The organism is Nonomuraea sp. NPDC049607, from assembly GCF_040675375.1.
Taxonomy (GTDB): Bacteria; Actinomycetota; Actinomycetes; order Streptosporangiales; family Streptosporangiaceae; genus Nonomuraea.
The window spans coordinates 62,179-76,782 of the sequence record NZ_JBFAOV010000026.1 but is presented as its reverse complement, the minus strand read 5'-3'; the positions used below and the strand labels follow the sequence as shown (position 1 = coordinate 76,782).

Here is a 14,604-nt window from a genome sequence, read left to right as displayed (position 1 = left end):
CGGAAAGGGACGCATGTGAAGTCGATTCGAGTGGCTGTGGCCGCCGGCGCGGTAGGACTCGCCGCGCTGACCGCCTGCTCTTCGCCCATGGAGGCCGGAGCAGCGGCCGTGGTCGGGAGCGAGCGCATCTCGGCCCGCGACCTGACCAGGAACGTTCAGGAGTACGAGACCGCGCTCAAGCGCGCCAACGTCTCGGCCGAGCAGCTCGGGGTGCCCGTCACCCAGTTCGTGCTCTACCGGATGGCGAACGAGAGCGCGTTCAGGCAGCTCGCGGCCAAGCACAACGTGCAGGTCAGCGAGGGCGAGATCGACGCCGCGCTCAAGGACCCGGGCCAGTACCAGTCGCCCGAGATCAACCTCATCGCCAGGGGCGTCAGCCCGGCCGACGCGCGCGGCTACCTGCGTGCGGAGCTGGGCGCGGTCAAGGTGCGCAACCAGCTCGGCAACGCCCAGGACCAGGCGGCCCAGGAGAAGTTCGTCAAGGAGCTGACGAGCATCAAGCCGATCTACAGCCCGCGTTACGGCGAGTTCACCCAGCAGGGCTTCGTCGACCCGGGCCGGTTCGGCAAGTCCTCCCAGCAGGCGCAGCAGCAGCCGCAGCAGGGCTAGCCCGATGCCGCTGATCGTCGTCACCACCTCGCCCAGGGTCGCGCCGGGCCTGCTGAGCGACCAGGCCTGGCAGGCGCTGCGCTCGGGGCCCGTCCTGACCGGCTCCGACGCCCACCCGCAGCTTCCCTATCTGGCCGCCGCCGGGGTCGAGGCGGAGGTCGTCGTGCCCGACGCGGTCGCGCTGTCCAGGCGGGCGGTGCGCGAGCGGGTGGTCTGGCTCGCCGGTGACGACGAGGACTTCATGCGCGCGATCGGGCGCGCGGCCATCGCGCTCGACGAGCCGCCGCTCATCGAGGTCGTACCCGGTTCGTACGACCTGCCCGGCTCGCGGGTGCTCGACCTGGTCGCGGTGATGGACCGGCTGCGCACCGAGTGCCCGTGGGACCGCAAGCAGACGCACGAGTCGCTGGTGCCGTACCTGCTGGAGGAGGCGTACGAGGTCCTGGAGACGATCGAGCAGGGCGACCACGCGGCGCTCCGCGAGGAGCTCGGCGACCTGCTGCTCCAGGTGGTCTTCCACGCCCGCGTGGCCGAGACGTTCGACATGGACGACGTGGCCGCCGGCATCGTCGAGAAGCTCGTCCGGCGGCACCCGCACGTGTTCGGGTCGGTGCGGGCGGAGAGCGCTGACCAGGTCAGCGACAACTGGGAGGCGATCAAGGCGGCCGAGCGGGCGGCCAAGGGCGAGGAGTCGTCGTCGGTGCTCGACGGCGTCCCCATGGGTCAGCCCGCGCTCGCGCTGGCCGCCCAGCTGCTGCGCCGGGCCGAGCGGGCCGGCGCGCCCGACGCGCTGGCGGCCGCGATCGGCCAGGGCGTGGCGCGGGAGCTGTTCGACCTCGTACGCCGGGCGCAGGAGGCCGGGCTGGACCCCGAGGCCGAGCTGCGGGCCGCGGCCCGCGCCTACCGCGACCGCGTACGCGCGTGGGAGTCGAACGCCTGACCGCCCTGGTTGTCGGAACAAGTCGCCAAATGCCAGGATCCTGAGGGGCTTGAACCGGCGAGCCGAGGGGGACTGGTGGTGGAGCTGAGGCCGCTGCGCTCGGGGGAGCCGCGGGAGGTGGCGGGCTACCGCCTGCTCGGCCGGCTGGGCGACGGCGGGCAGGGGTCGGTGTTCCTGGGCCGCGACGCCGACGGCGGACACGCGGCCGTCAAGGTCCTGCATCCGCGGCTGCTGGGCGACGAGCGGGCCACCCGCCGGTTCCTGCGCGAGAGCGTGACCGCGGCCAAGGTGGCGGGATCGCGTACGGCCAGGATCTACGGCAGCGGGCTGGCCGAGGGGCGGCCGTACATCGTCAGCGAGTTCATCGACGGGCCGTCCCTGCACGACCTGGTCTTCGACGGCGGCCCCCTGACCGGCGCGGAGCTGGAACGGCTGGCGGTCGGCACGATCACGGCGCTGACCGCCGTCCACGGGGCGGGCATCGTCCACCGCGACCTCAAGCCGAGCAACGTGCTGATGGGCCAGGACGGCCCCCGCGTGATCGACTTCGGCATCGCCAGGGACATGGACCTCTCCACCACCGCGAGCAGCGTCGTCGGCACGCCCGGGTACATGTCGCCGGAGCAGATCGCGGGGGAAAGCGCGACGTCCGCGTCCGACGTCTTCAGCTGGGCGTCCACCGTCGGGTTCGCCGCCACCGGGCAGCCGCTGTTCGGCCGGGACTCGATCCCCGCAGTCATGAACCGCATCCTGCACGCCGAGCCCGACCTGCGCGAGGTGCCCGAGCCGCTGCGGGGCGTGCTGCGCGCGTGCCTGGCCAAGGAGGCGGGGGCGCGGCCGTCGGCCGACGACGTGCTGGCGTGGTTGGCGGGGCGTACGGCGGCGGCGCCGCGCGGCCACGCCCCCAGGAGGGCGCCGCATGAGCCGCGGGGTGTGCGGGCGGCGGCTTCCGAGGCGCGGCAGGGGATGCGGTGGGCGGCGGCCGGGGTGGGCGTGCTCGTCGTCCTGGGCGTGGGGGCCGGCATGTTCTGGCGGAACGCCGGTCTTCCCGCCGTCGAAGGCCAGAACGGGGCGCCGGCGGCGTTCGGGGTCGAGCTCGGCCCCGAGTTCGGGCCCGCGTCCGGGGCGGACGTCGCGGCGATGGCCATCGGGCACCACAAGGGCGCGCCCGTCGTCGCCTACGCCGAGAGGTCCGGCAGGTCGATCGAGGTGTGGGACCCGCGCGTCGGCGAGCCGCTCGACCGGCTCCCGGACGCGGGCCCCACGCCGGTGCGCTCCCTCGTGCTGATCCCCGTGGGCGGCAGGCAGACCGCCGTCTGGACGGGTACGGACGGAATCGTGCGGCGCTGGCGCATCGGCGACGCCCGCCCCGGCGTGTGGCACCAGGTGTGCCGGTCGGAGGCCCGGCTGGCGTCCGGCCAGTGGCGCAAGCAGCCCGCGGTGGTGATCGGCTGCCCCGACGGTCAGGTCGTGACGCTCGACCTGACCTCCAACCGCATCGTCGCCAGCGACCGCCTCGCGACCGGCCCGGTCACCGCCCTGGCCTGGGACGAGTCCACCGGCAAGGCCCTCGTCGGCACCGGCCGGGGCCTGGTCGGGGCGCCCGCCGGGCTGCTCGGCAAGGGCGAGGTGCGTTCGGTCGCCGCGTTGGGCGACGGCCGGGCCGCCGTCACCACGGGCGGCTCGACCGCCGTGTACGACCTGGACAGCGGCGCCTTCGAGCGCGGCTTCAGCACGGGCGCGGCGGACGTCGGCGTCACGGCCGCGGGCGGGCGCCGGATGATCGCCGGCGGCGGCGACGGGGTGACCGTGTGGAACGCCGACCGCGGCGAGCGGCTGGGCGACCTGGCGCCGGGCCGGAAGGTCACCGGGCTGGCGGTGGGCGACGGGCTGCTGGTCGTCGCGACGGGCAGCCGCCTCCAGGCCTGGAGCCTGTCCTCGACCGGCTGACCCACGACGGGCCCGCGCCCGGGGCTCAGACCGGCTGACCCGCGACGGACCGCCCGGTCCGCGCCGGGGCTCAGACCGGCTGACCCGCGACGGGCCCGAGCTCGCGTTCCGGCGGCCGGGCCGTGGGGGCGACCGTGCCGTACCGGTGCACCGGGGTACCGATAGGCTCTGATGGCATATTGCCTTTCGCTTAAGGAGCGCTACCCGTGGCTACCATCGAGGTCGTTTACGCTCGCGAGATCCTCGACTCCCGGGGCAACCCCACGGTCGAGGTCGAGGTCGTGCTCGACGACGGCAGCAGCGGCCGGGCCGCCGTGCCGAGCGGGGCGTCCACCGGCCAGTTCGAGGCGGTCGAGCTGCGTGACGGCGGCAAGCGCTACGGCGGCAAGGGCGTGGAGAAGGCCGTGCTCGCGGTGACCGACGAGATCTTCGAGGAGATCAACGGGGTCGAGGCCGAGGACCAGCGCATCATCGACCAGATCATGATCGACCTCGACCGCACGCCCAACAAGGCCAAGCTGGGCGCCAACGCCATCCTGGGCGTCTCGCTCGCCGTCGCCAAGGCCGCGGCCGACAGCGCCGACCTGCCCCTGTTCCGCTACGTCGGCGGCCCCAACGCCCACGTGCTGCCCGTCCCGATGATGAACATCCTCAACGGTGGCGCGCACGCCGACACCAACGTCGACATCCAGGAGTTCATGATCGCGCCGATCGGCGCGGAGACGTTCCGCGAGGCCGTGCGCATGGGCACCGAGGTCTACCACGCGCTCAAGGGCGTGCTGAAGGAGAAGGGCTACGCGACGGGCCTGGGCGACGAGGGCGGCTTCGCCCCCAACCTGCCCTCCAACCGCGACGCCCTCGACCTGATCCTGGTCGCGATCGAGCGGGCCGGCTACGTGCCGGGCGAAGACGTGGCGCTGGCCCTCGACGTGGCCGCCTCCGAGTTCCACAAGGACGGCGTCTACACGATCGACGGCAAGGGCGTCTCGGCGCAGGAGCTCATCGCCTTCTACGAGGACCTGGTCGCCAACTACCCGCTCGTGTCCATCGAGGACCCCCTCGACGAGGACGACTGGTCGGGCTGGAAGGCCATCACCGAGGCTCTCGGCGACAAGGTCCAGCTCGTCGGCGACGACCTGTTCGTCACCAACCCCGAGCGGCTGGCGCGCGGCATCGACGAGGGCACCGCCAACGCCCTGCTGGTCAAGGTCAACCAGATCGGCACGCTGTCGGAGACCCTCGACGCCGTCGACCTGGCCCACCGCAACGGCTACCGGTGCATGATGAGCCACCGTTCCGGCGAGACCGAGGACACGACGATCGCCGACCTGGCGGTGGCGGTCAACTGCGGCCAGATCAAGACCGGCGCCCCGGCGCGGTCCGACCGTGTGGCCAAGTACAACCAGTTGCTGCGCATCGAGGAGCTTCTCGACGATGCCGCCCGCTACGCGGGTCGCGCGGCTTTTCCGCGGTTCCGACGCTAGTTTCGACTGACGGCTCGCGGCCGGGGAAGGTCTGACGGCCGCGAGCCGTACGTCGAAGGGGGTGTGCAGCATTGGCGAAGAGGCCGCAGCTGACCGGGCGGGCCGCCATCCTCGCGGTCGTGGTGTGCGCGATCGCGATGAGCCTGGCCTACCCTGTGCGCGAGTACATCAGCCTGCGCCGCAGCATCGCCGAGCTGCAGGCGGAGAAGGCCAGGGTCGAGGCCGAGCGGCAGACCCTGCTGGCGCGCGACAGACAGAGCGACGATCCCAACTGGATCAAACGCACCGCCAAGGAGCGGCTGCACTTCTGCGGCCCCGGCGAGAAGTGCTACGTGGTGATGGAGCCCGACCAGGGCAAGGAGCAGACGGCCGTGAAGCAGCCCGTCGAGGTGCCCCCGTGGTACCAGACGCTGTGGGAGTCGGTGGAGGCGGCCGACAAGGGCACGGGCCGCAGAGCGGTGGAGAGCAGCAGTGGAAAGTGACGACGTCGAGGCGGTCCAGCGGCAGCTCGGCCGTCCGCCCAGAGGTCTGCGCGAGGTGGCCCATCGCTGCCCGTGCGGCAACCCCGACGTGGTGGAGACCGCGCCGCGGCTGCCCGACGGGTCGCCGTTCCCGACCCTGTACTACCTGACCTGCCCCAAGGCCGCCTCGGCCATCGGCACGCTCGAAGGCTCGGGCCTGATGCGCGAGATGCAGGCCAGGCTGGCGACCGACCCCGACCTGGCGGCCGCCTACCAGGCAGCCCACGACGACTACGTCGCCAGGCGCGACAAGGCGGCCCACGACGAGGGCATGGAGCCGCTGCCCCGCGACATGCAGAGCACCGGCGGCATGCCGCTGCGCGTGAAGTGCCTGCACGCCCTGGTCGCGCACGAGCTGGCGGTGCCGGGGAGCAACCCGTTCGGCAGGGAGGCGCTCGACGCGCTCCCCGACTGGTGGAGTGACGGACCATGCGTGTAGCGGCCATCGACTGCGGCACCAACTCGGTGCGCCTGCTCATCGCCGACGTCCGCGACGACCTGCTGCACGACGTCGAGCGGCGGATGGAGATCGTCCGCCTGGGGCAGGGCGTCGACCGCACCGGCATGCTGGCGCCCGACGCGCTGGAGCGCACGTTCAAGGCGATGCGTTCCTACCGCGAGCTGATCGACCGGCATGGCGCGGTCGCGACCAGGGTGGTGGCCACGAGCGCGACCCGCGACGCCGGCAACCGGCAGGAGTTCGTCGACGGCGTCCGCGAGATCTTCGGCGTGGCGCCCGAGGTGGCGACGGGGGCGGAGGAGGCCGAGCTGTCGTTCACGGGGGCGACCAGGGGCCTGCTGCGCATCTCGCCGGAGACCGAGCTGCCGCAGGGCCCGCTGCCCCCGTACCTGGTGGTGGACATCGGCGGCGGTTCCACGGAGTTCGTGGTCGGCTCCGAGCACGCCGAGGCCGCGCTGTCGGTGGACATCGGCTGCGTACGCCTGACCGAACGCCACCTGCGCGACGCCGGCGACCCGCCGCCGGCCCCGGCGCTGGAGGCCGTCGTCGCCGACATCGAGGCGGCCCTCGACCGGGTCGCGGAGGCGGTGCCCGTCGAGCGGGCGCACACGCTGGTCGGTCTGGCCGGGTCGGTGACCACGATCGCGGGCATCGCGCTCGACCTGCCGGCCTACGACTCCACGCGTATCCATCACTCCAGGATCTCCGCCGAACAGGTCCACGAGGTGACGCGGCGGCTGCTCGCGATGACCCATGGTGATCGCGCCCGGGTTCCGGTGATGCATCCCGGACGTGTTGACGTGATTGGTGCCGGTGCCCTTATTCTTGACCGGATCGTGCGCCGTTTCGCGTTTTCGCAGGTCGTCGTCAGCGAACACGACATCTTGGACGGAATCGCCTGGTCTCTCGCCGGCTAGACCACCAAATCCGGACATTTCCGATCTATGTCCCGTGTTGAGTGTGCAATCACTATTGTGATTAGGTAAAGGCGCAAAACGGGGGCTTTGCCATTTTGCTGTGCACGGAAGGTGCCGGCGTGGCGACCGTTCCCGAGCGCGTCTTTTCCCTCACGGAATGGAGCACTCTCACATGATGTCTGTTGGGTTGGCACGTAAGGCGGCGGCGTTCGGCGCCTCCGCCGCCGTGCTGGCCGCCATGGCGGCGGGCCTGGTAGCCAGTCCCGCGCAGGCGGCGACCTCGTCCGCGGCCGGCAAGGCAACCACGGCCACCGCGGCCAAGTCCGCCAAGGTGTCGGTCACGGCGCCGAAGGCGTCCGACCAGGACTACCAGGGTTCCTGCCCGGTCAAGGTCAACTTCTCGGCCAAGATCAAGGTCCCGGTCAAGGGCAAGACCGAGCTCGCCTACCGTTGGCTCCACGGTGACGGGTCCAAGGGCAAGGTCCAGGTTGTCAAGCTCAAGGGCCACGGCACCAAGTCGGTCACCGTCAAGGAGTCGGTGACCTTCAAGGGTGACGTCAAGGGCTGGGAGGCCGTCCAGGTCCTCGGTCCGAAGAAGGTCACGTCCAAGAAGGGCTACTTCTCGGTCTCGTGTGTCGACCTCGGTGATGTCCGTACGGACAAGGACGTGTCGGTCTCGGCGCGCGCCTGGGCGAACCCCTCGTCCTACGAGGGCGTCTGCACCCCTGGTGACAAGATCGACTTCACCGGTCTGATCAGCGTCAACCACCCGAGCTGGGTCCGCTACCGCTGGATCCTGAACGGCGAGGTCGTCGACTACGGCAAGGTCAGGGTCTCGAGCAAGCGCAAGGTCGGCTTCGGCATCTCCCCGCGTCACAGCCAGCGTGGCTGGGCGCAGCTTGAGATCGTCGGCCCCGACAGCGCCCGCTCCAACCGCGCCTACTACAAGGTGTGGTGCAAGGACTCGACCCCCGCTCCCGCTGCGAAGGTGTCGGCCACCGACCTGGTGACGGCCACCAACAACAACGGCTGCAAGGTCGGCGCGCACGCCAACGTCAACGCGACCGGCGCCGCGCGCGTCCAGTGGACCTGGGCCCTCAACGGCGAGTCCGTCGCCAAGGGCGAGAGCTACTTCTCGGGCAGCGGCTCGAAGACCGTCGAGCTCCCCGAGCGGGCGCTGACCGGCGAGGCCGCCAAGGGTGGCAAGATCACCCTGACGGTCACCGGCCCGAACAACAACGACTCGATCACGCAGTCGTACGCGGCGTGCGAGGCTCCCAAGCCCACCGCGTCCGTGTCGGCCGTGTCGGTCACCGGTAACCGCAACGACATGTGCGCGGACAACCGTGGTCCCGGCGTGGACTTCTCGGCCACCCTGCACAGCACCGGCCCCACCACCGTCAAGTACTACTGGGTGGTCAACGGCGTCAAGGACGTCAACGTCCTGGAGCGTCAGGTCAACGGCGACGTCGCCGTGACCTGGGGTGTCGGTGGCACGCACAACAGCAAGGAGACGAAGGGCACCATCGAGCTCGTCGTCGTCAGCCCGAACGCCGCCTCGTCGGGGGTCGCCAACTACTCGGCGACCTGCCCGAAGGTCGACGCCTAAGCTGATCATGTGACCGGGCGGCACCCTAGGGGAGCCGCCCGGTTCTCTTGTTGCCACTACTGCGCTTTGCGCAGTACTCTTCTTTGCGTGGATAGCAGTCAACTGCTCAAGGGCGTGCTCGACCTGGCCGTCCTCGCCGTGCTCGACGAGCGCGACGGCTACGGCTACGACGTCGTGCGCAGGCTCAGGGAGGCGGGCCTGGAGGACGTGGGCGACGCCTCCGTCTACGGCACGCTGCGCCGCCTGTTCAAGGCCGGCGCGCTCAACTCCTACGTCGTGGCCTCCGACGAGGGCCCGCACCGCAAGTACTACGGGCTCAACGAGGTCGGCCGTACCCTGTACGCCGCCTCCGCCAAGCGGTGGACGTCGTTCGCGGCCACCATGGATTCCCTGCTCAAGGAGGGGCACGCATGACCGCGCCGATCACACCGATCACGCCGGAACAGTACGCGCAGGCCGTCCGCGACGCCCTGGCCGGTCACCCCGACCGGGACGAGCTGATCGAGGACCTCGACGACCATCTGGCCGAGATCGCGGCCGAGTCGGACCTGCCGCTGGAGGATCGGCTCGGGCCGCCCGCCGCGTACGCGGAGGAACTGGTGGCCGCCTACGGAGGGCGTCCCCAGAGCCGTCAGAGGCGCCGTCCGCGACCGGGGGTGTGGGCGGCGCGGGCGCACGCGGAGCTGCTGCGCCACAAGCCGTACCGGAGCTTCGCGGCCTTCCTGCCGGAGTTGCGGCCCGGCTGGTGGGTGCTGCGCGGCTACCTGCTGGCCATGCTGCTGCTGGCGATCACGGCGCGCGGCGGCGTCGTCCCGGCGAACCCGGCGGAGTGGGCGCTCGTGGCGGTGGCCGTATGGGTCTCGGTGTGGTTCGGCCGGGCCCGCGGGGGGCGCCTGGTCGCGCTGCTGGCGACGGGCGTCAACGTGCTGGCGGGGCTGGCGCTGCTCGCCGGCATGGCGGCGGCCTCCGACGGGGACGACCAGCCGGTCATGATGTCGGCGCCGGCCGACGTGATGCTCGTCGGGGGCGGCCTCGACATCTACAACATCAAGCCGTACGCCAAGGACGGCAGCCCGCTGACCGACGTCTACCTCTACGACCAGGACGGCAAGCCGATCACGCTCGACCCCGAGAGCCGCGGCTACAGGGTCGACCGGTCGTGCGGGGAGCCGGTGCTCAACCGCTACCCGCTGCCGCTGATCCAGGAGCAGGAGCTGATGGCGGAGAACGGCATGCCCACGGCCCCGCCCAGCGCGTGCCCGACGGCCTCCACGGCACCCCCCACCCCTACGCCCACGCCGACCACCGTCACGCCCGCGCCGAAGAAGACCGGATGATCGGGCACCATCGGTGTCATGAGCTTCGTACCACCCGGCACCGGCTGGCCCGGCGACCCCGCCACCCCTGACACCCCGGTGGCCCACGACCCCGCGGACGTGCGCCGCCTCGCCTCCACCGCCGGCACCCTCGCGGAGCTCACGGCCGAGCAGTCCGTCTGCCGCGCCTGCCCGCGTCTGGTGGAGTGGCGCGAGGAGGTGGCGCGCGTGAGGCGGCGCGCGTTCGCGGACGAGACGTACTGGGGCCGTCCCGTCCCGGGTTGGGGGGCCGAGCGGCCGAAGGTGCTGCTGGTGGGCCTGGCGCCGGCGGCCCACGGGGGCAACAGGACCGGCCGCATCTTCACCGGCGACCGCAGCGGCGACTGGCTGTTCGCCTCGCTCCACCGCTGCGGCCTGGCGGCCAAGGAGACCAGCACGTACGCCGGCGACGGCCAGGAGCTCATCGACACCCGGGTCGTGGCGTCGGTGCGCTGCGCGCCTCCGGCCAACAAGCCCACCCCCGAGGAGAAGGCCGCCTGCTTCCCGTGGATGGCGCGCGAGGTGGCGATGGTGGCGGGGAGCGTACGGGCGGTGGTGGCGCTCGGCGGGTTCGCCTGGCAGGCCATGTGGCCCGCGCTCAAGGACGCCGGCTACGAGCTGCCGCGCGTGCGGCCCCGGTTCGGCCACGGCGTCGAGGTCGAGGTCCGGTACGACTCCGTCCCCGTCACCCTGATCGGCTGCTACCACCCGAGCCAGCAGAACACCTTCACCGGCCGCGTCACCGCCCAGATGCTGGACGACGTCTTCCTCCGGGCCAGGTCGCTGGCGGTGTGACGCGTCCCACCATCCCCGGGTTGGACTCTCCGGAAGACCCCGACGTAAGCTTGTGAATGCTTTCACAAGCATTCCACGAGGGATGGGGCCTCAGGATGAACAAGCACATTTTGATCGTCGGCGGCGGTTACGTCGGCCTGTACACCGCGCTCCGGCTGCAGCGCCGGCTCCGCAGCGAGCTGCGCGGCGGCGAGGCGAGCATCACGATCATCGACCCCCAGTCCTACATGACCTACCAGCCGTTCCTGCCGGAGGCGGCGGCGGGCAACCTCTCGCCCAGGCACATGGTGGCCCCGCTGCGCCGGATCCTGCCCAAGGTGCGCATTCTCAACGGCACGGTCACCAAGGTCGACCACGCCGAGCGCGTCGTCACCTTCCAGCCCGCCGAGGGCGAGCCGCGTCAGGTGGCCTACGACCTGATCGTGATGGCCGCCGGGTCCATCTCGCGAACGCTGCCGATCCCCGGGCTGACCGACATCGGGATCGGGTTCAAGACCGTCGGCGAGGCCATCGCCCTGCGCAACCGCGTGCTGCACCTGCTCGACGTGGCCGAGTCGACCGTCGATCCCGAGGTGCGGCGCAGGGCGCTCACGTTCGTCGTGGTCGGGGCCGGCTTCGCGGGCGTCGAGGCGCTGGCCGAGCTTGAGGACATGGCCAAGGACTCCACCCGCTACTACCGCAACATCACCCCGGCCGACCTGCGCTGGGTCCTGGTCGAGGCCACGAACCGGGTGCTGCCCGAGGTCGGCCCCGAGATGGGCAAGTGGACGCTGGAGCAGCTCCGCGAGCGCGGCATCGAGGTCAAGCTGGACACCAGGCTGGAGTCGTGCGAGGGCGGCCACGTCGTGCTCAGCGACGGCACCGAGTTCGACGCCGAGACCCTGGTGTGGACGGCGGGCGTCAAGCCGAGCCCGGTCGTCAACGACAGCGACCTGCCCCTGGACGAGCGCGGCCGGATCAAGACCACCGCCGCCCTGACCGTCGCCGGCACCCGCGACGCCTTCGCCGCCGGCGACGCGGCCGGTGTGCCCGACGTGACGAACCCGGGCCAGTACTGCGCCCCCAACGCCCAGCACGCCGTGCGCCAGGCCAAGGTGCTGGCCGACAACATCGTCCGTCACCTGCGTGGCGAGGAACTGGTCGATTACCGGCACAAGTATGTCGGATCGGTCGCCGGGTTGGGCCTGCATCAGGGCGTCGCGAATGTCTATGGCGTGAAGCTGCGCGGTTTCCCTGCGTGGTTCATGCACCGCACCTACCATCTGTCGCGGGTGCCGACGCTGAACCGCAAGGTCCGTGTCGTCGTCGACTGGACCCTGGCCCTGTTCTTCAAGCGAGAGACCATCTCACTCGGTGAGATGGAGCATCCGCGCGACGGATTCAGGGCCGCGGTGGCGACGACCCGCCGCTAGCCCAGGCACGGCAGCGCCCCGGCGAACATCGCCGGGGCGTTTTCGGCACCCCTGAACTAAATGCGGAAGGGGTACCACGGGTGGGGCTCTCAGCGGTGACCGTGCTCGGCGTGGACCGGCCCGGCGTGATCGCCGCCGTCACCGGTTCGCTGGCCGACTGCGGCGCGAACATCCAGGACTCGACCATGACGCTGCTCGGCGGTTACGTGGCGATGATGCTGCTGGTCTCCGGCGATCTCGAACCCGACGAGCTGACGAAGCGGCTGTGCGCCCCCGAGCTGGTGGTCTCCGCCTCGGCGATCGAGGCGCGGCGGCACTTCTGCGACGACGGCGGCGGCCACGGCTACGTCCTGACCGTGCACGGCCCCGACCGGCCGGGCATCATCTCGGCCGTCAGCGCCGTGCTCGCCGCCGACGGCGGCAACATCACCGGCATGAGCACCCGGCTCACCGGCCGCCTCTACGTGCTCATCGCCGACGTCGAGCTGCCCAAGGACGTCGACGTCGCGGCCCTCATGCGCCGGCTGGCGGCCGTCGGGGCGGGGCTCGACTCGGAGATCACCTTCCGTCCCGTCGAGCCGGACCTGCTGTGACGGGCGCCAGAGGCACCCCGCGCCGGGTGCTCGGCGCGCCCCACCCGGCGCTGTCGGCCAGGGCCGAGCCGGTCGATCCGGCGGCCCCCGAGACCGTGACGGCCGCCGCCGACCTCCTCGCGACCCTGCGCGGCGAGATCGCCATGACCGGGCTGGCCGCCCCCCAGATCGGCCTGAGCTGGCGGCTGATCGCCTTCAACGCCTGGGCCCACCCCCGGGCCCGGTCGTGGGCCGGTGAGCTCGTCCTGGTCAACCCTCGCCTCACGAGTGCCTCCCATTGGGACGGCGGGCGCGAGGGGTGCGCGTCCATCGCGGGGCTCACCGCGGACGTACGGCGGGCGACGCGTATCACCGTACATGGGCATTTGCCGGGCACGGGGGAGCCGGTCACCGTCGAGGCGGACGCGTTCGAGGCCCGCTGCATTCAGCACCAACTGGACCATCTGGACGGTCTACTCTTCTTGGACAGAGTGTCAGGGGCGCTATCACTTCACCGCAGACTTCACACTTGTGACGCCTGATGCGAAGTTGTGCTCCTCGGAAGCATGGTCCGTTTCGTATGATTGCGGCGCCCCCGTAGCCCAATGGCAGAGGCAAACCCCTTAAAAGGGTTGTAGTGCGGGTTCGAATCCCGCCGGGGGCACCATTCTTAAGTGTCCCCGACCTGGGGTTTTCTCCGAGTGAAGCATCTTGTCGCGGCTGATGGTTCACTACTGCTATCAACCCGTCACACAATGCTTCCTCTCGTTTGCCGGGAAGACCCGGTGTGGTGAGGCGTCGGGAAGATTCCGTTTTCATCACGAAACCCAACAGAACACTGTTTCAATTGCCCGCGCCGGACTTACTGGCCGCCCGGCCGCCGGCCCCCGGGACGGCCGCGGCGACCTTGGGAACTCCCGCCCGGCCACGTTCGTTGTCCTCGCTGCCGAAGTCCCCCGACGAACTTCGATCTCAGCGTGAGTTGACCTAGGTGCCGCCAGGCCCCGTAGGCTCGGCGCCACAGGAGGCAGCGATGGAGAGCAAGAACCCCGTTTTCAGCAGGACGCGTCAGCAGCACGCGGGATGGGCCGGCCCCGCCCCGTCACCCGACACCCTGCGGAACATGTACGACGCCCCGTCGTACGCACCCCCGGCCCCGCCCGCCCACCGGGCGATGACCCTCGACGACGTCGTGGTCCGGGGCTTCCTCACCCTCGGAGCGCTCGTCGTGGCCGCGGCCGCGGCCTGGGTGCTCAACGTCCCCCCGGGGCTGGCCATCGGCGCCGCCGTCGTGGCCCTGATCCTCGGCCTGATCGCCTCGTTCACCCAGAGCACCAACCCGGCGCTCATCCTGGGTTACGCGGTCTTCGAGGGCGTCTTCCTGGGCAAGATCAGCCAGGTCTTCGAGGGGGCCATCAGCGGCATCGTCTTCCAGGCGGTGCTCGGCACGGCCTTCGCCTTCGGCGCGGTGCTGACCGTCTACTCGCTGCGGGTCGTACGCGTCACGCCCAAGCTGGTCAAGTTCGGCATGGCGGCCGCCATCGCGGTGGTCGGGCTGGTGCTGGTCAACCTGATCGTCGGGATCTTCAACGGCGTCGGGCTCGGCCTGCGCACCGACAGCCCGATCGGCTGGATCTTCAGCCTCGTCATGATCCTGGTCGGCTGCTTCTTCCTGCTCCTCGACTTCGACTCGATCGAGCAGGGCGTGCGCCAGGGCGCTCCGGAGAAGTTCGCCTGGCAGTGCGCGTTCGGCCTCACGCTGAGCCTGGTCTGGATCTACCTCGAGGTGCTCCGCTTCATCAGCTATTTCACCGGCGACGACTGATCGTTCACCTCCTGGGGGCCTCGCCGTAACGGCGGGGCCCTCTCTTTGTGCGACCGGAAATCTACCTGCCGTCACAGAATGATGCCTGGCTTGGGGGTTGCCATTCGCAGCGCGGTGTTGCAGTGTCGAGCAAAGGACCTTAATCCGCGGAGGTG

14 protein-coding genes, 1 tRNA gene and 1 pseudogene are annotated in these 14,604 nt (G+C 70.9%); all 16 read left to right on the top strand.

Annotation, left to right across the window (positions count from 1 at the left end; genetic code table 11):
• Nucleotides 1-9 precede the first annotated feature (9 nt).
• A pseudogene (locus AB0J97_RS36865) lies at nucleotides 10-609 on the top strand (SurA N-terminal domain-containing protein); the annotation flags it as partial.
• Between the two features lie 4 nt (nucleotides 610-613).
• A complete protein-coding gene (locus tag AB0J97_RS36860) occupies nucleotides 614-1,549 on the top strand; it encodes a MazG family protein (RefSeq protein WP_364097636.1) in 936 nt (311 codons plus the stop codon).
• 75 nt (nucleotides 1,550-1,624) lie between these two features.
• On the top strand, nucleotides 1,625-3,499 hold the full coding sequence (locus AB0J97_RS36855) for a protein kinase (protein WP_364097633.1): 1,875 nt from the start codon (nucleotides 1,625-1,627) through the stop codon (nucleotides 3,497-3,499).
• Nucleotides 3,500-3,705: 206 nt separating this feature from the next.
• Nucleotides 3,706-4,983 carry a phosphopyruvate hydratase gene (gene eno, locus AB0J97_RS36850; RefSeq protein WP_357708834.1) on the top strand — a complete coding sequence of 426 codons (1,278 nt, stop codon included), beginning with the start codon at nucleotides 3,706-3,708 and terminating at the stop codon, nucleotides 4,981-4,983.
• Between the two features lie 71 nt (nucleotides 4,984-5,054).
• Nucleotides 5,055-5,465, top strand: a complete 411-nt coding sequence (locus tag AB0J97_RS36845) for a septum formation initiator family protein (RefSeq protein WP_357708832.1) — start codon at nucleotides 5,055-5,057, stop codon at nucleotides 5,463-5,465.
• A complete protein-coding gene (locus AB0J97_RS36840) occupies nucleotides 5,455-5,943 on the top strand; it encodes a DUF501 domain-containing protein (protein WP_364097629.1) in 489 nt (162 codons plus the stop codon). Before AB0J97_RS36845 ends, AB0J97_RS36840 begins: the two co-directional genes overlap by 11 nt.
• On the top strand, nucleotides 5,934-6,881 hold the full coding sequence (locus tag AB0J97_RS36835) for a Ppx/GppA phosphatase family protein (RefSeq protein ID WP_364097626.1): 948 nt from the start codon (nucleotides 5,934-5,936) through the stop codon (nucleotides 6,879-6,881). The genes AB0J97_RS36840 and AB0J97_RS36835 overlap by 10 nt, the downstream gene beginning before the upstream one ends.
• A 187-nt stretch (nucleotides 6,882-7,068) precedes the next feature.
• Nucleotides 7,069-8,490 carry a hypothetical protein gene (locus tag AB0J97_RS36830; RefSeq protein ID WP_364097623.1) on the top strand — a complete coding sequence of 474 codons (1,422 nt, stop codon included), beginning with the start codon at nucleotides 7,069-7,071 and terminating at the stop codon, nucleotides 8,488-8,490.
• A gap of 87 nt (nucleotides 8,491-8,577) precedes the next feature.
• Nucleotides 8,578-8,904: a PadR family transcriptional regulator gene (locus AB0J97_RS36825; protein ID WP_357708822.1), complete on the top strand. Its 327-nt coding sequence runs from the start codon at nucleotides 8,578-8,580 to the stop codon at nucleotides 8,902-8,904.
• The gene (locus AB0J97_RS36820) at nucleotides 8,901-9,827 is read left to right on the top strand and encodes a hypothetical protein (RefSeq protein WP_364097620.1); all 927 of its coding nucleotides are present in this window, start codon (nucleotides 8,901-8,903) and stop codon (nucleotides 9,825-9,827) included. Before AB0J97_RS36825 ends, AB0J97_RS36820 begins: the two co-directional genes overlap by 4 nt.
• Nucleotides 9,828-9,845: 18 nt before the next feature.
• Nucleotides 9,846-10,640, top strand: coding sequence for a uracil-DNA glycosylase (locus tag AB0J97_RS36815; RefSeq protein ID WP_357708817.1), 795 nt, complete (start codon nucleotides 9,846-9,848; stop codon nucleotides 10,638-10,640).
• Nucleotides 10,641-10,735: 95 nt separating this feature from the next.
• The gene (locus AB0J97_RS36810; protein ID WP_357708814.1) at nucleotides 10,736-12,052 is read left to right on the top strand and encodes an NAD(P)/FAD-dependent oxidoreductase; all 1,317 of its coding nucleotides are present in this window, start codon (nucleotides 10,736-10,738) and stop codon (nucleotides 12,050-12,052) included.
• Between the two features lie 80 nt (nucleotides 12,053-12,132).
• A complete protein-coding gene (locus tag AB0J97_RS36805) occupies nucleotides 12,133-12,645 on the top strand; it encodes an ACT domain-containing protein (RefSeq protein ID WP_357708812.1) in 513 nt (170 codons plus the stop codon).
• Nucleotides 12,642-13,166, top strand: a complete 525-nt coding sequence (locus AB0J97_RS36800) for a peptide deformylase (protein WP_357708809.1) — start codon at nucleotides 12,642-12,644, stop codon at nucleotides 13,164-13,166. Before AB0J97_RS36805 ends, AB0J97_RS36800 begins: the two co-directional genes overlap by 4 nt.
• 49 nt (nucleotides 13,167-13,215) lie before the next feature.
• Nucleotides 13,216-13,291: transfer RNA gene (locus tag AB0J97_RS36795), tRNA-Leu, on the top strand.
• Nucleotides 13,292-13,657: 366 nt separating this feature from the next.
• Entirely contained in the window at nucleotides 13,658-14,449 is a 792-nt protein-coding gene (locus AB0J97_RS36790) for a Bax inhibitor-1/YccA family protein (RefSeq protein ID WP_357708806.1), read from the top strand.
• The last annotated feature ends 155 nt before the right edge of the window (nucleotides 14,450-14,604 follow it).